The following is a 16712-nucleotide window of genomic DNA, read 5'->3' as shown; positions in this document are numbered from 1 at the left end:
TTATGCTGCCTTTTGTTGCTTTGCGCCTACGGCCTGCATCAGGATCAACCGTTGCAGGGTCGCGTTCATGGTCTGGATGGACTTGTTGACCTGGAGCGTTGCGTCCACCTGCTGCGCTGCCAGTTGCTTGGCCAGGTTGGCGGTGAAGGTGTCAGCCCCCAGATTGCCGATGGCCTGCAATTTGGTCAGCATGTCCTGATAGGCCTTGGCGTAATCCGTGCCAGAGCCCAGCCATTGCTGATCAAGAGACAGAGCCGTCTGCGATTCAGACTGGAGGCGCGTCAGCGCATCGTAATCCCCACCCATGGCTGCCTGATAATCCGTGTCAAAATTATCATTGGCCAGTTTGTACTGATCCTGCACGGACAGGGGCGAAGCATCGGACGTGCCCAGACCCTGCACATAATCAGCAAGGTTTGAAAACGCAGACTCCACCGAAGATTGTGCCTGGGAGAGATATTGCTGTTGCGCCTCCGCCGCCTTGTCCTGGTAGGATTGCTGGATCTGCAACCGTTCAGCCGCCTGGGTTTTTTCCAGATCTGCCAGTTGGTCCTGATAGGTCTGGTTGGCGGCAAAACTATCCCCCAGAAAGCCACGCCAGTTGTCCTGCAACTGCTTGATCTCCTGCGCGGCACTCACCTGCTGATTGAGCAGGTCAGCACCCTCCTGATCCCCTGTTGCGGCCATGTAACGGGCCTGCACGGACTGGTCAGACTGGGCCAGCGTTGTGCGCTCGTTATCCAGCATCATGGCCGCAATGGCGTTGCCTTTATCCAGCAGTGCCTGAGCATCCAGCCCGTACGAGGCGGCCGTGTTGGCGGCATCCTGATACTTGGCCTTGAGATCATCCACCTGCTGGATCAGGCTCTCGGAACCTGCCGCCGTGACATTGAGGAGCCCTGGCATGGTGGTGCCCACAAACTCCTTGATGGCGTCAAACTTGGTTTGCAGGTCATCCGTGCTGAGGGTCTGACCATCCAGCGTGCTCAGCGCCGTGGCCATGTCTCCGGTGTACCCGTTGAAATGATCCACGGTGACATGAGAGGAATCATCAAACTTGCTGACCGCCACGCCCATGGCATCCAGCGTGTCTGACAGTTCCTTGAGGGACTGGATATCCTGCGTATATTCCGAAACGCTGGAAAACGAGGATGGCATGAGCTGCTGAAGCGCCTGGTTGAACGTGGCGTCAGAACTGCTCAGCTTGATGTCTGGCAGGATATCTTCAAGTGTCTGGTTCGATTTTTTCCCCCTGTAACGCTTAGCATAGACCTGTCCGGCCAGACCATCATCCACAGATGCGCCGGTCAGCGACAACGTCTGGTTGATGGTATCCAGATCATCCTGCAAACCGGACGTGATGCTGTCCGTGTTGCGATGATTATGGACGTTGGTGATCGAGAGCAGTCCATCCAGACCGGAGACGTCATCAATGGTGTAATGGTGTTTTCCACCAAAGAGCGAACCGAGAAGGCCACCACCAGCCCCACCGATCAGACCGCCCAGCACGGTACCGATCACTGGCACAAAGGAGCCCACAATGGCCCCGACACCGGAGCCAATGAGAGAGCCAATGCCCCCATCTGTGCCATGACCGATCTGACTGGTCAGCGAGCCGATGGAGAGACCGGCGCCGAGGCCGCCGAGAAGACTCCCTATCGTTCCATTGCCACTTCCGCTGCTGCTCCCGAAAATCTGGGTGCCCATCAGCTTTTGTGTGAACGTCTGTTTCTGGCCGATGCTCAGACCAGAAACGGTTGGAGACCAGTCACTCTGATATTGGGAGGCCTGGTTGCGGACATTCTGCTGTTGCTGGACGGACAGACCGGAAAGATAGCCGCCTGCACCTGAATTTGCTCCGGAGAACAGGTTGGATAGATCTGACAGTGTTGTCCGTGTGCCGCCATCAATGCTGTTAAGAAGCGGATTGATCAGGGCAAATTTTGCCACGAGAGAAACGGCCTGCGTTTCGAGACCTTGGAGCATGCTTTTGAAGGACATGCCCGATGAAGTGCCCTGCAAAAAGCCCTGTGTGACGCCATCGAAAAGCTGATCTGACATATTTTCCAGCCCCCCAGTGACGTCCTGCAGGACTTCTTGCTGGTGCTGGTAAGCAGCCGTTGCGTCAGAGAGCGCATCAACACTTTGCAAGTATTTCTGCACGGACTCATCCTGCAACGAATTGCCTTTTTGCAGTTGCTCCTGCTCCGCCTGCATGCGGTTGATCAGCTTGGTGCGGGCATCCGCATTCATGCCGATCGTGTCGGTCTCTGTCTCCAGCAGTTCGACCTGATTGTCATTGGCGTAAGTCTGTTGCGCCAACTGGACCTTTTGCTCAGTAGAATACTGCGCATCGAGTGCCTTTGTCCGCTGCGCAACGGCGGCCGCAAAGGCCGGACTGCCCTGCTTGTAGTGATCCAGCGCATCCGTATAGGCTTGCACGTAATTGGTTGCATGTTCCGCAGCAGCACCACCTTTGGACCAGGCATCCGCAATCTGCCCCTGAAGGGACGTATTGCGCTGCATCACGGCTGTGCCGGTTGTGTATTCCGCCGCCAGAGTGCGTGCAGCAGCAGCCTGCACAAGGGCTTTCTCGCTCGCGGAGGCCAGGCCTCCGGAAAGTTCACGTGCAGCATCATCCGCCTGCTGGGACGCCTCCACCATGGCTTTGTCATACCCTGTCAGCGCCGCCGCAGACTGGGCAGCCCGATCCTGCTGCTCAATCAGATCTGCAAACGGCCCACGCAGGCCGGCCAAGGCAACATTGGCCGCGGTGAGCTGGCCATTGAGGTTACGCATGTCGGTGGCATATTCTTCATCACCGATCTTTCCAGCCGCATGCAGTTCATTCAGGTCAGATACAGCAGTTTTCAGACCTTGAATTTTGCGTCTCTGGTCATCCAACTGGCCGCTGAGGCTACTGTCAGAACCGATTTCTGCATCCACAGTCTTTTGCAAATCTGCCCAATGAGCAGCAAGGCTGGTGACTGCCGCATCCTGTGCTTTTAAGGATTGAGTAGACGGCACATTACCAGAAGTGTCATTTGTTCCGCGGACACCCCCCGTAGCGTTGGTATTGGTGGGCAAGGAGAACTGCGGGTCAGCCGTATTTCCCTGTGCCATGAGGTGCGACAGATTGGTGGCCCCCAGCAGGTTCAGGCCACCCTCTACTCCCCCTTCCAGCTTTCCACCGACCCACGTCATGCCGGAGGCTACGGAATCCCAGATGGATTTGGTGGCTGTTTCAACCTTGGGCGCAATCTGTTCGATGAGCTCAATCAGCCCTGTGAGCCCTTTGATCCCGGCCGTGGCCATACCGACAATGCCATCCCCCATATGCTGAAAGGAAGAGACCACGGCATCTCCCACACCGCCGGTTTCGTCTTTCAGGTTTTTCAGAGACGCCTGGAACGGTGTGAGCGCCTGCTCTTCCGCGTTATTGGTGGTCTGTTCCAGCACTTTGATAACGCTGTTCAGTGCGCCAGTGCGATTTCCTGCCTCCTGCATATGCTGGACCATGAGCACCAGACCGGCGTTGAAACCCGGCATACCCTGCTGGGCAAACTCTTCCGCAGCCTTGGTAGGATCCTGCAAGGCGGCTGCCATGGTCTTGGCGGCCTCCGGTACGGTTTCGCCCATGACGGCCGCCAGATTGCGGGCGTCCGTCATGTACCGCTCAATCTGGCTGCTATCCACGGTTGGGACGGACACAATGGTCTGCACGGCCGTGCGACTGTCTGACAGGGAGAGATCACTGTCAGATTCATGCAGCGTGCGGGCCGCTTTTTCCGCAGTATCCGCCATATCAGCGTAATCCGTGCGGGTGGCCCGCAGATGGGTGCTGAGTTGCGTGAGTTGGGACTGCTCGCTCTCGGCATAGGAGCCGAGTTTGTAGATGGCCGCACCTGCTGCGCCGGCTGCCAGAGCGATACCGGCCGGACCGACAAGCAGACCGCGCACGAGCTGGAGGCTGTTGCCAAGGCCGCCCATGATCTGGACGGCATTGGGCACCTGATAGAACGCAGCCTGGAGCGGGTTGCCCCCCGCCAGGATCTGATCAAAGAATTTGTGCGCCTCATCCATCAGGATGCCAATCTGGTATCCCTCCAGCTTTGTGGCATTGGTGCTTTTGGACTGCACAAGCGTCTGCTCTTCCAGCGCCGTTGTCAGTTCATCGGCTGCGGCACGGGCCTGCTTTTCCAGGTCAATCTGCTGCTGGAGCGCATCCACACGCGCCTGCTGGGCCGCTACGCCATAGTTGGCATCATCATCGGATAGACCATTGGCCGTGGCAGCGCGGGCCTGAACCTGCATCTGCTGCAAGCGATCCTGCGCCGTTTCCAGCCGCAGGGTCAGCTTGGCGACTTCATCCCCCGCAGAGGCGGCCATACGCAGGAAACTTTTGACGGACGTATCCATCCCGGCAGACAGGCCAGTGACAGCAGCGTTCTGGGCGTCAATCACCCGAGACGTACTATCTCCCAGGGAGACCATGGCGCTGCGGCCTTCTGTCAGCTCACCATTCCATGCTGCCTGGGCATCTGCCGCTGCATGGGCCTGCCGCTGCGCCCGGTCCATCTGGATGGTAACGCGCGAGATCTCGGCATTGATGTTTTCCAGCTCGGTGGCCGTGCCCTCTGTGCCCAGACCGGACGCACCTGCGTTGCGGGTGGCATCCAGAAGCTGACTGCGTTTTTCCGTGAGCAGATCCAGCTCTTTGCCGAGCTGATTGACACGGGAGGCGGCAGTGGTGCTCAGGCCGTTGAAGGCATCCGATGCCGCACCAACGCCTTCAGCCAGCGCCCGTGTGGCCTTGCCCCCCGATGCGCCCATTTCGGCCATGGAGCCACAAACGGCCTCTGCCTTGCCCTGCAAGGCATCCATATTGCGGGCCGCACTCTCGGTACCATCGGCAGTCTGATCGGTAACATGGATGATGTTATCAATCTCATTGATCTGCTTGATGGTTGCCATTTTACTGTCCTGGCTCGGTAAGAATTAAGGTGGGATAGAGCATCTGCTGGCCAGCCTGCCGATCTGCGCGGTTGCTGGCGTAGGCCGCGTGCTTGCGGCTCCATGTTTTCGCTTTTTTGTTCCAGGACATGCCGGATGCGATGCCAGCCTGCCTGAGGACGTAAGGGATGGGCTCACCACGGGCATCACGGCCGCCCTGGAGCGGCTTGTAAGCCTTGTCCGCCCTGATGCTGCCAAAGCGGCGTTGCGTGGCCTGACGGACCGCCTCCACGATGCCTGGTGGCACACTGACACGCATGCCGCCGACTTCAATCTTGCGGGCATAGGGCATGGTGTTGACGATCCAGACCGTGCTGCCCTTGGGTATTTTTGCGGGAGCCTGCTGCCAGGCTATGCCATCCACCAGGATGACCCAGCTATCCCGATACGCACCGCTGCGAACGGGCGAGCGCTTGCGGCACTGATCCAGCGCCCAGTTGGCGGCCTGTGCCAGGGCGCTGAAAACGTAGACGACAAGACCGCCTTGCAACATGGCGGTTTCTTCTGCGGCATCGCGCTTGCCGTCCACGTAGGTGGTGTAAACCGGAGAGGCGCTGCCCTGCGCGATAAGATCATCCCGGTTCTGGCGGCATTGATCGGCCACCATCTCATGCAGCGCCGTGCTGGAAAGCGCCTTGGCGGTGTTGAGGTGGATCTGCTCACGCAGGACATTCGACCATCTCATTTGCCAAGGCTCCTTTTCAGTTTTTCTGACCAGTGCGCGATAAACACCGCATCCATGGCGATGAGGCAGCGATCCAGCAGCGCCATTTCCGCCTTGCTCAGATCATGATGACCTGCCCACGCCAGCACGGCGCGCCAGGGGATGGCCGTTGGCCTTCCCTTGATGATCATGCCGCCCATGGGGACGGAAAATCCCTCAGCAGGCCACTGACGTTCCGAGGAGAGCCGGTGCCAGGCGCGCCAGATCCAATGCCATTCCGGCAGGGGATCAACGCGGGCTTCATCACCTTCCAGCTCCGGCCAGATGTCCTCATATTCCGGGTCACCCCAGACCAGCCACCATCTGAGGGCGCGGGTTAGTTTCCCTCAGCCTTCTCCACCTGCTCGGCTGCACCCGTGTTGACCAGGGCAGCCGCGTCCCAGCAGGCATCCGCCAGATTGCGGTAATCCGGATTTGCCAGGAGGTTTTTGAACTCTTCCAGCGTGACTGGAACGGTTTCCGCATCATCACTGTAAAGGCCATCAACATTCACGATCAGAAATTCTGACAGCAGGCCGCTGTTGATCTGGCGACGCACAGCAAAGGGGATACGGCTGACATCATTGCGGAATTTCTGGGCGGCCTGCGCCAGACGGCGTGCCTGGGCATCGCGGAAGGCATCGGTGAAGCCGCGCACGGTGATCTTGAGGCCCGGATACTGCTCAACAGGGACAGTCACACCATCGGCAATGGCGGCGGAATCAATCTTGATGTCGGAAAGACGAGCCATGAGGGCTTACTCCACTAAAAAAAGGCCGCTCAGTGGCGGCCTGTGAGGATGGAAAGAAGAAAATTCAGAAAGAACGCAGACCGTCAGGACGTTGGCGTGATGCGCGTAATGGCGAACGTGCCGCCGCCCGGCAGCGGGTTGCCCGTGACGGAAATGGTGGTGACAATGGTAGCATTCTTGCCGCTGATCGGGTTTTTCGGGTTGAATATCCGGCCATTGAGGAGAGTGAACTGATAGCCGTAGCCATCGCTGCCCTTGATACTCACGGAGACCTGCCCTTTCTGACCGGCCTGCCATGCCAGAAATTCGGTATAATCCTTAAAGAAATACTCGATATCCATAGAGGCCTTGAGCGCGCCAAACTGGATGCCGCAGGCCCCGACATGCCCCATGCCAGTATCCTGCCCGGAGCCATCACGCGCCAGGGTAATGGTGGCGGACTGGATGCACCCGGCTGGAGACTGGCCAAAAATGGAACAGCCCAGAAAACCGCCAACCACATCCATCAGCGGACTGGTGGTTGCCGCATTGACGGCGCTGGAGACATCCACGGTGGTGACGGTCATGTCTGAGCCGATAAAATCAATCTGGACGGTAGGAACCTGACCTTTTTGCAACTGGATCTGGACCTGATTGACCATGTTCCCGGTAAAGACCTGCCATTCTCCGGCAAGCTTTTTCCGGATAGTATAGGTTTTGCCAAGACCACTGTTAGTCACCCCGTTGTAGATGATCGACATGCTGGCCGAGGGGCTGATTGATCCAATGGCAGACAATGCCCCCGCTTGGAAAATGAGGGTGGAACCGGCATTTTTACCGATAACCACTGCATACAGATCGATATTGTTGGCCGGGTCCAGTATGCGGACATAAGCCCCAACTGGCACGCTGCCAAAAACTGACAGCGACGTGCCAGCATTACTTGCCCAAATGGTGGGCAAATTTCCATTGCCCGGATCCACCTGCTGCACGGTAAATTTCCCAGGGCTGGGCGTGATAGCCGCCAGAGAGGTAAAATCCGCCCCCAGCACACCCGCAAGGAAATCATCATAGGTGCCGTAGGAGAGCACGCCGTTGACGCTGCCGCCGGTAGAGCGGCCAGTCAGAACTGTTTCGGCCACCTCTGGCAGATTGTTGATTTCGTCAGGCGTGGACGTACTGTCCTGCGCAGCGAGACTTTCTCCCGTTAACCGCAGACGCTGATACGTACCGGCCGGTGCGATGTTGTAGGTGACTTCCTGCGCGTAATCGACAGGGCTGGTGTTGGTCTGCTCACCGGCCGCATAGCCGGTTGTGGCACCCGTAGCCATTGCGTTGCTCCAATAAAAAAGGGCCGCACTGGGCGACCCTTGAGAAAAACAGAGATGTGAGGTGGCGGATTACGCAGCCGGGGCGGCTGTGCCACCAGATACGACGGAGCCACCATCAGACGGCGCGGACCCGCTGCTGGTTGTGCCGGAGCTGACCGTGCTGGATCCTGTGCTGCCCGTGTCAGGCTGGGTGGCCGCAGGCGCTGGCTTGGCATCCGTAGGGATCAGGCCCAGCCGGTAGCCAAAAAACTTTTGGAGCGACAGACACATGCCCGCAGCATCAGCCCCAATGGAGGCAAATACCTGCCCATTAGCCGAAAACTGGCCTGCCGCGCCGTCCGGCTGGGCCAGCACGTTATATTGCTTGCCGTTTTCCGCATCCGTGGGTGTGGTGGCAGACGGTGTGCCGGAGATCATCTGGTACGGCCATACACCGGTGCGGCAACCTGCCGGAGCAGATTTTTCCGCCTGGGTGACGGCATCAGACGTGCTTTCAGCCTCAAGCTCGGTGCTGCCCAGAGCATACAGGCCGGTATTGGCTCCGGTTTCATAGAGAGCAAAATACTTCATGTGAGGATATCCTGAAATTCATAATCTATGCCGAGAGAAAACCGGACACGGTTTCCGTCCTGGTCAAGATCGGGTGGGTCAAAACTATGGCCGTGATAGTAGAGACCAACTGGCAACCATGCGGGCCGGATGGTTTCGGCCTCTTTCATCACGGCGCGGAACGCATCTGACATGGCCTTGCGGCTGGTCAGGGCCGTAAGTGTGCCCGTGCCGCGCGGCACCATGAGGTGCAGCCAGACCGTGCCATCCTCCAGGTTGACGGGCTCACCGGCTCCGGCACGGTCTGACGTGCTGGATGCTGTTTCCATCAGCCAGTAGGGGCCTTCTGGCACGGATTGTTTCTGGGCTGCTGGATCCAGAAGCTCCCGGCCGTCTGCCTGCGCGGCTGCCAGGGCGATGGCCCAGGCACTGGACCATACTGCTGGTGAGGTCATGATATTTCTCCGCCCGCCGCTATGAGCGTCCAGCCGCAGAGGGTTGGACCGTCATAAACCGGCGTGGCATCCGTCAGGGTGTAGAGCTTGGGGCCATCCCTGAGCCGATCCATGGCCGCAGGTGAGCCGTAGCCGGAGGAGGCAAGCTCATCGTTGGTGATCTGGCAGATAAAGGAGGCCTTGACCGTGGCATCCATGATGTCAGCCGATTGGGCTGGGGGTGCGTATCCCTGCACAGTGACTGAGGTGTTGCCATCAACCCGCCTGAGCACCATCTGGCGGCCCTTGGCGCTGATCTGGCGGCGACGGCGTTCTGTGCGGTAGCTCACCGGATACCGCCAGACCGATAGCCCGCCAGCAGGTTAGCGGCATCCTGCGGCAGGCCCCCCGTGCCAGAGGCTGCTGCCACCCATGACGTGGACCCGACACCCTGCTCTGATTCTGATTTCAGGTTTGGGTCTCGGTCTCCACCATGCCAACTGGCGGCAGCCGTGATACGGATGGCCTGCTGGATCTCCAGCGGGATGGTGCCCCCGGTGCCATCCGCTCCTGGCGGGCTGTAGCCTGCCGTGTAGGTGATGACATAGCGGGCTGGATGCCAAAGAGCGGGGCCACCATCCGGCGGATAGAGCATGCCGCAGGAGGTATCCATGGCCCCAAACACATTGGTCAGATCATCACCGCCCATGGCTGTGCCGTTGATGGACACAACCTTGAGCGCCGTGACGGGATACCGGCCCAGCACCAGGCTGATGCGGGGCTGATCCTGCCGCAGATCTATGATGTCCCGCCAGTCAGACGACAGGATAGGGCGGCCGATATAGGCCAACACAGCGCTTGAGGCCTCCAGCAGCCTGCGGTTTAGATCCGCATCCTGTGTATCGTCCGTGATCTTGAGGTCTGATTTGAGGTCAGACAGGGAGGCAAGCGCCACCAGTTGAGCTGGTGCGCCTACCCGTATGGTATGAGACATGGCTTGCCCCCGGTTTGAGATTAGCCGCCCGTGCCGCCAGTTGTGGCGGCTTCTCCGCTCGTTGTGGTGGTTTCAATCCCTGTGAAATCGCCATTGATCAGGGCTTCGGGGCGGTAAACTGCAAGCGCCAGGCGCTCTTCCGCCAGGATGGTGACCATGTTTTTCACGAAGTTGTCCCGGTCTTCTGTGGAGATGGAAACCGTTGCGTTTTCGCGGTCAAAGATCTGGGCGGCAAGACTGAATGCCCCGGTCATGAATTTGCCCTGCGCCATGGCAAGACTTTCCGCGACCGGAAGCCCCCAAAGGACCGGACCTGTCAGACCCAGCGGATTGGCAAAGACATAACGGAGCTGGGCATCCTTGGTCAGCTCAATGCTGGCCCAGTCAGTCGGGTTCAGGATGTGACCTGTTGCCGGATATTCCGCCAGAGTGGTCTGCAACATGGCAAGACGCAGACGGTCAATCATGGTCTCATCCTTGATGGTGACACCGGCAGGCTGGGCATATTTGATGGACTGCGCCATCAGGCCCTTGATTGTGACTCCTGTGCCGTCACCGTTCAGCAGCGCATCATCTTCCTTGAGGCCCAGGCCAATGCGCAGCCGCCCATCAATGTAACTCTGGAGCATTGGCGCGTCTGCCAGGATCTGCTTGGACGCCATGATGAAATGCGCGACGGTGCGGACCGGCAGACTTTCCAGACTGAACGTAATGTCAGACTGCGGCTTGGGATCCTTGGGGTCTTCAGCAACAAAATCGGCATTATTGGTAAAGCCGGTTTCTCTGACGTAATCAATCGAACCGGATCCGGTAGCGCCGGGCATGAGCAGATTGCGAATAACCAGCTTGCGGGTGGGCTGCTGGATGATCTGCGGCTGTCGATCCGCCACAACCAGACCCGTGGTGCCGGATGTGCCGGTGGAACTGGCGGAGGTGATATTCTTGACTTCAATCTGCACGGTACCTTTCCAGCTACTACCGCGCTCCATGGCAGCCTTGACCTCATCGGACGCAACAAAGCGCTGACCAATAGACTGGGCGACCTGATCATTCTGGCCACCACCCCGTGCGCCCTTCTGTTCCATCTCCGTGACGCGAGCGGACAGTGCATTCATTTCCGTCAAGGCTTTGTCAGCAGCCGCTTTGGTTTCTTTGGTGACCTCACCAATATTCTTAATTTCTGTTCTGGAAGTCTCTGCAAATTTCTTGACCTCATCTGTTGCACTCTTGAGGTCTGCAACGGCGGCTTTGTATTCGGCTTCGGTAGACATGGCTTTTCCCATAAAAAAAGCCGCCTCATGGGGCGGCTGGTGGGTGGAAAATGTGAAATGGTCAGGACAGAGAGAAACTGCCCAGACCAGGGGGCAGCAAACCGGATGGCTCCGGCCTGATGCCAATGGCTGCGCGCAGGCCCGACACCACGGACTTCAATTCCTCCGGCATCAGGGCGGCAGATTTCTTGCCGCTCATTATGTCCCGCATGCTGGCAATCTGGCTTGTCTGCGCCGTGACGATAGAGCGCGCCAGGGCAACGGCTGGAGCACTCTTGCCGTGCGCAATTTCGGCCTGCGCCATGGCAATGGCGCCCTCATGGTGCGGGATCATCATGGCCAGAAAATCATGATCAGGATCTCCGGTCAGGGAGGCATCAGACATGCCCCGCATCATGTCTGACATGGCCTGATCCAGTGCCTTGTCAAAATCAGACTTACTAGCAGGATTGCCCATGGCGGCTTTCAGGCCCTCTGGCATACGAGAGCCAGTCAGCGCCTCATATGCATCCTGCAAATGGGTCAGCAACTGCTGGCGTTCATCCGCCGTTGGGGCATCATTACCCTTGAGCGATGCCTGATAGATCTTGAGGGCGCTTGCCACCGCCTGGATGGCGGCTGTGGCCTGGATGGTTGCCTTGTATTCGCCCCCAGACCGGCGCTTGAGCTCTGTGACACGCGCCAGGGCGTTGCTGGGATCATCCACAAGGCTGACCTCAAACAGATTGGCCTGTTTGATCTGGCGCTTGGGGCCATTGGGATCTGTCAGCTTGACGGAGCCACCCTGCGGCACGCTGTAACCGATGGACAGGCCACCCAGCGCACCATCCTTCACACGCTCATAGAGCAGGCGTCCGGCATCTGTATTGGTGCCGCTGATCTTGCCTTTGACGTGCAGGCCCTTACTGTCTTCCGCCATCTCGCTCCAGATGCCAGCAGGGACGCCATCCCCACCAAACACGCCGTGCATGACGTGCATGGGCAACGTTCGGCCCTGAGCCTTGCGCTCGGCAATGGAGTGGGCGAACGCGCCGGGCATGATAACATCCCCATGGGAGTCCGTATTGCCAAAGACAGCGCCATACCCCTCCACATGGCCGTTCGCTCCGGCATCGCCAGCGGCAAACTTGACCTCAAAGGGGACGGCGCAGATTTCCATGCCGTCTATCATTCGTCAGGATCTCCTAATGTGCCGCTCTGTTGCGGTTTTGGTGCCGGCAAAGCAGGGCCGTTGACCGGCTTTACCGCTGGCTGGACGGCAACCACGCCAACATCCGTGAGTGGTATCATCTGCGCCTGGACGGTGAGCATGTCGCCACCAGGGAGCGGGGGCAGACCTTCTTTCTCACGCACTTCGTTGCGGGTCTTGATGCCGTTCTGGACCTGCGTGGCCTCCAACTGAGCTCGCGCCTGGCTGTCTGCCCGCAGCAGGGCATCTACGTTGTGCTTGGCAAAATACTGGGCCTTTTCAGTAGCGCTCAGCAGACAACGGGAGATGGCCTGCTCGATGCGCACCAGCCAGGGCTGCAAGGTATAAGTCAGAAACCAGAGGTTCATTTGCTCCAGGCCGGAGCCCCACGCGGTGGATTTCTCCATGCGCCCGATCATGACCGGAGCCACACCGTACCAGCGGCAGATGGTTTCCACGTTAAAGCCACGGGTCTGGAGGAGCTGCATGTCTTCCGGATTCATGCCAATGCTCTCGACCGTCCACCCGCCCTCTAGCAGAGGCGTTTTCCCCGCATTTACGGCCCCGGAATAGTCTTTCAGGATTTCCTTGGCCCGCCCCAGCATCTCATCAGGCACCCAGTCAGGGCTCTTGATGTAGGTTTGGCTCAGCATGCCATTAGCAAACATCCGGGCCGCCGTTTCTTCCGCTGCCATGGCGCTGCCCAGTTGCTGGCGGCCAGCAGAGATCGGCGAGATCCCCATCATGCCGTCTGTGCAGTAGCCCTTGATGTGGAAAATCTGGTTTTCCGCCAGGACCAACTGCTGGCCCTGATAGCTGTAGGTGTAGGTCAGCGCTCCAGTGCCGGCATCCCGCCTTACCGTCATGCGGTCCGGACGCAGGGGATTGAGCGCGATGACCGCGCCATCGCCCCGTCTTACAACCTGAGCAAAGGCATTCCCCCACAGCATGAGGCAACTGACCATGGCCGACCAGAACTCCATGGCGGTCATATCCGCATTGGGCGCGACATACAGGATCCGGTAGAGTGGATGATCCCGCGCCAGGAGCGATGTATCATCAGGCTGCCGCTGGTAGAGCTTGAGCGGCATGGCGGCGATGGTATCGGAGATCAGCCGCGAGCAGGCCCAGACCGTATCAAGCTGCATGGCAGTATCTACCGTCACCAGCTTGCCGCTGTAGGTCGGTCCGCCAGCGAGGAAGGCACCCAGCCGCAGATCTGTCAGAGACACACCTGTGACGGTCAGGGTCATGGCATTGGCCGCTTTATACAGCCAGCCCTTTACCCTGCTCTTGAGTGTCATGCCGTTAACAATCCTCTGCGCATAAATCCGGCCATTGTCGGTTTGGCCTGGGGGTTTTTGCTCATGAGCACCACTGCGTTGAGCAGCGACATGAGCGGATCAATCTTCAGGTAACCTGCTGCCTGTTTTGTAATGATGATGGCGTTGCCACGCGCTTCCACCTTGGCGTTGCTGACTGCCCAAGTCATGATGGGTTGCCCGCAATGGAGCAGGCTACCGTCAGCAAGTTTCCGTTCGGCTGTCTTGATGGCCCCGGAAAGCGTCCAGCCCTGGGAAACACCGACAACGCGCGGACCCTCAATCCCGCGATCTGCCAACGCATCCACGATGGCACCAACACCCATGGGATCCAGGCCAACCATGGCAAGCTTGCCCGACTTGTTCACGCCGCCGAGCGTGTCCGCCAGATGCTCGATATCCATTCCGGGCTCCTGGACGATGACCAGATCACCCTGTTTCACGAAATCCTGTAGCTGGGAGGCTTCACGCTTGCGCAACTGGAGCACGCCTTCCATGACCCAGCTTTTCGACCACTGGAGCCATTCGGCTGTGACACTGTCCCGCCCCATAATGGTCAGAGAAAGCAGATCATCCAGGCCACCACCGTCAATCCCGGCGACAATCACGTCAGAACGGGCGACGATTTCCGAAACAGTAAGATCAGGATCCGCCTGAGCTTCCCAATAATCCGCGCCCGCCCAGCGATCATTCCGCAGCGCAAGGCCGATTTCCACGTTGAGGTGCTGAGACGCCCAGCGGGTGAGTTCTTCAAGCCCCTTTTCCTTGGCCTCCCGGAAATCATCTTCCAGGCGCGGCACAGTGATGGACCGCCCTGCATTTGGCAGGACCATCTGCCACAGGGCTGGATTTTCCCATGGAGCCGGTTGCCCTGGAACCGTGGAGGCTTTCTGAATGTCAGGCGGAAACTCATACAGGATGGGCAACGTATGGCCCTGCACCAAACCGTCACGGACAGCCCGCGCTTTTTTCAGATCACCCTTGAACACACCACGCGGCGGCCTTTCTGACTGCGTCGTGATGATAGCCAGGAAGGCCTCAGGCTGGCTGACCATACCACCACGTATCTGACCCATGACACGGTCAGCATCAGCGCGCTCAGCAACCACGTGCTCTTCATCCACCAGGATGCCAGAAGGCTTCACGCCAGTCATGACATCAGGAGAGAACGCCTTGATTTTGAGCGTAGCCCCCGTAGTCAGATAGGTAATGGTCTTTTTGTGATCCTGAATGTGGAAGCGCTTGCGAAGCCCTCTATCCAGGTCAATCATGCCTGTTGCCTGGTCAAAGGCGAGCTGGGCCACCTCCTTTGTTGGGGCCACGATCAGAAACTCGCCACGGGGCCGTTCATTCATCAGGACCGATGTGAGCATGGTTGCTGCGCCCAGCGTGGTCTTGGCGTTCTTCTTCGGCACAAGGATGAACAGTTCCCGGATCATCCGCTCCCGCGTCACTGGATCGAATGAGCCGTGCAGGGCCATGACGATTTCGCGGAACCATTCACCGCAGGCATCAGCAAGGAGCGGTGTGCCGACAATGTCTGGGATCCGCAGCCGGTTAAAGATGCGGACGGCCCTTTCACCCCGCGCCACGTCCAGATCAGGCAGGTCTGGCATAAGGGACTGGCCGCGCCGTATGCGGTCCTGCCAGTCAACGCAGCTCAGATCCCATGCCATCAATGCAATCCCTTCTGGTCAGCGCCGGGGTTTAGGTCATGGGTCCAGTCATCACCCGCGCCGGGAGCGTTTCCTAAATCCGCCTGATCACCGTCACGGCTTGGCCCAGGCTTTGCATGCATGAACGGCATGGCTTCCTTGGCAGCCGTCATACGCAGATCAAACGGGGCATTATCGTCCCGTAGGATAGCCAGCCAGAAATCGAGAGGCCGAAGCTGCTTACCTTCAGGAAGCTCTGGCCCTTTCCACTCTTCGGTTGTGACTTGCTTCTTTTTGCGGCCAGCGCCAGGACGAGCACCGCCACGAGCCATCTCCATGTCTCCTTTGATTTCTTTGATTGTTTTCAAAACTGACTGAAAAATCTGCGCGTGAGCCTGGCGCGGTTGGGGTGCCCATGGGGCTGTGAAGATTTAACCCACCCCCCACCCCCAGCCGAGAGGCGAGGTCAGATCAGGAAAATCCGCAGATTTCTACCGTTTTTCAGCGTTGATGCCGTTCTCGCATCCGGGCCGCGCGGACTTTGGCTGTCTTTTTGGTGTGACACGATCCACAGAGCAGCCGGATGTTGGCTGGATCCAGTGGAGCGCCACCGTCCTTGAGCTCCTGGAGGTGGTCACCAAAGAGGCGGACACCTGACCGGCCACATTCCTGACAGACGTTTCCGCGTGCGGCGGTGAGGTGCCGCATTAGATCCCGCCAAGGCTTGGTGAGATAAAACGGATCAGCCCGCTTTGGCGGTGGCTGCGCAATACGCGTGTCGATGGCGGCTAGTCCAGGAGGCAGGCATTTGAGGCGTGGTGCCATTGCTGTGCTCCGGGCAATAAAAAAGGCCGTGTAGCCTCTTGGCTGCACGACCCCACATCATGGTCCTTAAAACACTGCATTTTGGAAAGTTTGGAAAGAGAAAAATGCAGTCAGGCGTAAATTTTTTTCGTGATGGAGGATAACCCTCTGTGAAACCAGCTTTTTACCGTGACGTGATTGCTGCCCATCGTGTCACCGATCTGTCGCCAACTGTACCTATGGCGGCGCGTGAGCGGGTGAATCATCATCCAGAGCAGCACGACGCGGCGGTGTCCGGCGTCTTGAATGGACTGAACCCAGTCAAATGCCTCATCCATGCGACTGATGGCAGCGGCTGACGGCATTGGCGGCCTGATCTCGCTTTCGGCGGTAAGGGACAACAGATCATCCAGATCCATCAATGTCTCACCCCATGCGGCACACCGACTGGACGGCCTGATGCCATGGGCTGGCAGGCAGGCCAAAGTAAATCCGGCCTCAAACAGACGGTGCTCCACCATATGGGCCATTTCTGCCCCGTTCATCGGTTTGCAGGCAATCATTTCTGCTGGCGTTCCGTTGGTTCCCATCTGGTTCCCTTTCGGTTCCCTTTATTATCTATGTATATCAATAAGTTAGAAAGAAAGGGAACTAGGGAACCAAGGGAACCGCTGTTCTCTCACGGAACAAGAGGCGAGAAGCAAGTTTCTCCGTGAG

The 16712-nt window shown here is 58.5% G+C and carries 16 protein-coding genes; all 16 read right to left on the bottom strand.

Annotation, left to right across the window (positions count from 1 at the left end):
* A complete protein-coding gene (locus ASN_RS06180) occupies positions 1–4974 on the bottom strand; it encodes a phage tail length tape measure family protein (RefSeq protein WP_058987573.1) in 4974 nt (1657 codons plus the stop codon).
* A gap of 1 nt (position 4975) precedes the next feature.
* On the bottom strand, positions 4976–5698 hold the full coding sequence (locus ASN_RS06175) for an HK97 gp10 family phage protein (RefSeq protein WP_058987572.1): 723 nt from the start codon (positions 5696–5698) through the stop codon (positions 4976–4978).
* On the bottom strand, positions 5695–5877 hold the full coding sequence (locus ASN_RS06170; protein WP_231948410.1) for a hypothetical protein: 183 nt from the start codon (positions 5875–5877) through the stop codon (positions 5695–5697). Before ASN_RS06170 ends, ASN_RS06175 begins: the two co-directional genes overlap by 4 nt.
* 176 nt (positions 5878–6053) lie before the next feature.
* Positions 6054–6467 carry a hypothetical protein gene (locus ASN_RS06165; protein ID WP_058987568.1) on the bottom strand — a complete coding sequence of 138 codons (414 nt, stop codon included), beginning with the start codon at positions 6465–6467 and terminating at the stop codon, positions 6054–6056.
* A gap of 83 nt (positions 6468–6550) precedes the next feature.
* Positions 6551–7777 (bottom strand): phage tail tube protein, encoded by a 1227-nt coding sequence (locus ASN_RS06160; RefSeq protein ID WP_058987566.1) that lies wholly within the window; start codon positions 7775–7777, stop codon positions 6551–6553.
* Between the two features lie 69 nt (positions 7778–7846).
* Positions 7847–8347 (bottom strand): hypothetical protein, encoded by a 501-nt coding sequence (locus tag ASN_RS06155; protein WP_058987564.1) that lies wholly within the window; start codon positions 8345–8347, stop codon positions 7847–7849.
* Entirely contained in the window at positions 8344–8781 is a 438-nt protein-coding gene (locus tag ASN_RS06150) for a hypothetical protein (RefSeq protein ID WP_058987562.1), read from the bottom strand. Before ASN_RS06150 ends, ASN_RS06155 begins: the two co-directional genes overlap by 4 nt.
* Positions 8778–9110 carry a hypothetical protein gene (locus ASN_RS06145; protein ID WP_058987560.1) on the bottom strand — a complete coding sequence of 111 codons (333 nt, stop codon included), beginning with the start codon at positions 9108–9110 and terminating at the stop codon, positions 8778–8780. The genes ASN_RS06150 and ASN_RS06145 overlap by 4 nt, the downstream gene beginning before the upstream one ends.
* On the bottom strand, positions 9107–9754 hold the full coding sequence (locus tag ASN_RS06140; protein WP_058987558.1) for a head-tail connector protein: 648 nt from the start codon (positions 9752–9754) through the stop codon (positions 9107–9109). The genes ASN_RS06145 and ASN_RS06140 overlap by 4 nt, the downstream gene beginning before the upstream one ends.
* Positions 9755–9774: 20 nt before the next feature.
* Complete coding sequence (locus ASN_RS06135) at positions 9775–11025, bottom strand: phage major capsid protein (RefSeq protein WP_058989184.1); 1251 nt, start codon at positions 11023–11025, stop codon at positions 9775–9777.
* A 61-nt stretch (positions 11026–11086) separates the two neighbouring features.
* Positions 11087–12196 (bottom strand): HK97 family phage prohead protease, encoded by a 1110-nt coding sequence (locus tag ASN_RS18610; RefSeq protein ID WP_082666603.1) that lies wholly within the window; start codon positions 12194–12196, stop codon positions 11087–11089.
* On the bottom strand, positions 12193–13518 hold the full coding sequence (locus tag ASN_RS06125; RefSeq protein WP_058987556.1) for a phage portal protein: 1326 nt from the start codon (positions 13516–13518) through the stop codon (positions 12193–12195). The genes ASN_RS18610 and ASN_RS06125 overlap by 4 nt, the downstream gene beginning before the upstream one ends.
* Complete coding sequence (locus ASN_RS06120; RefSeq protein ID WP_058987554.1) at positions 13515–15212, bottom strand: terminase large subunit; 1698 nt, start codon at positions 15210–15212, stop codon at positions 13515–13517. The genes ASN_RS06125 and ASN_RS06120 overlap by 4 nt, the downstream gene beginning before the upstream one ends.
* Positions 15212–15523 (bottom strand): hypothetical protein, encoded by a 312-nt coding sequence (locus tag ASN_RS06115; RefSeq protein ID WP_157765128.1) that lies wholly within the window; start codon positions 15521–15523, stop codon positions 15212–15214. The genes ASN_RS06120 and ASN_RS06115 overlap by 1 nt, the downstream gene beginning before the upstream one ends.
* 169 nt (positions 15524–15692) lie before the next feature.
* Positions 15693–15899, bottom strand: coding sequence for an HNH endonuclease signature motif containing protein (locus tag ASN_RS20155; RefSeq protein ID WP_231948501.1), 207 nt, complete (start codon positions 15897–15899; stop codon positions 15693–15695).
* A gap of 227 nt (positions 15900–16126) precedes the next feature.
* Positions 16127–16585 (bottom strand): DUF6362 family protein, encoded by a 459-nt coding sequence (locus tag ASN_RS06110; RefSeq protein ID WP_231948409.1) that lies wholly within the window; start codon positions 16583–16585, stop codon positions 16127–16129.
* Positions 16586–16712 lie beyond the last annotated feature (127 nt).

Source organism: Acetobacter senegalensis, from assembly GCF_001499615.1.
In the GTDB taxonomy this organism is placed as follows: Bacteria; Pseudomonadota; Alphaproteobacteria; order Acetobacterales; family Acetobacteraceae; genus Acetobacter; species Acetobacter senegalensis.
This window is presented reverse-complemented; position numbering and strand designations above follow the sequence as displayed.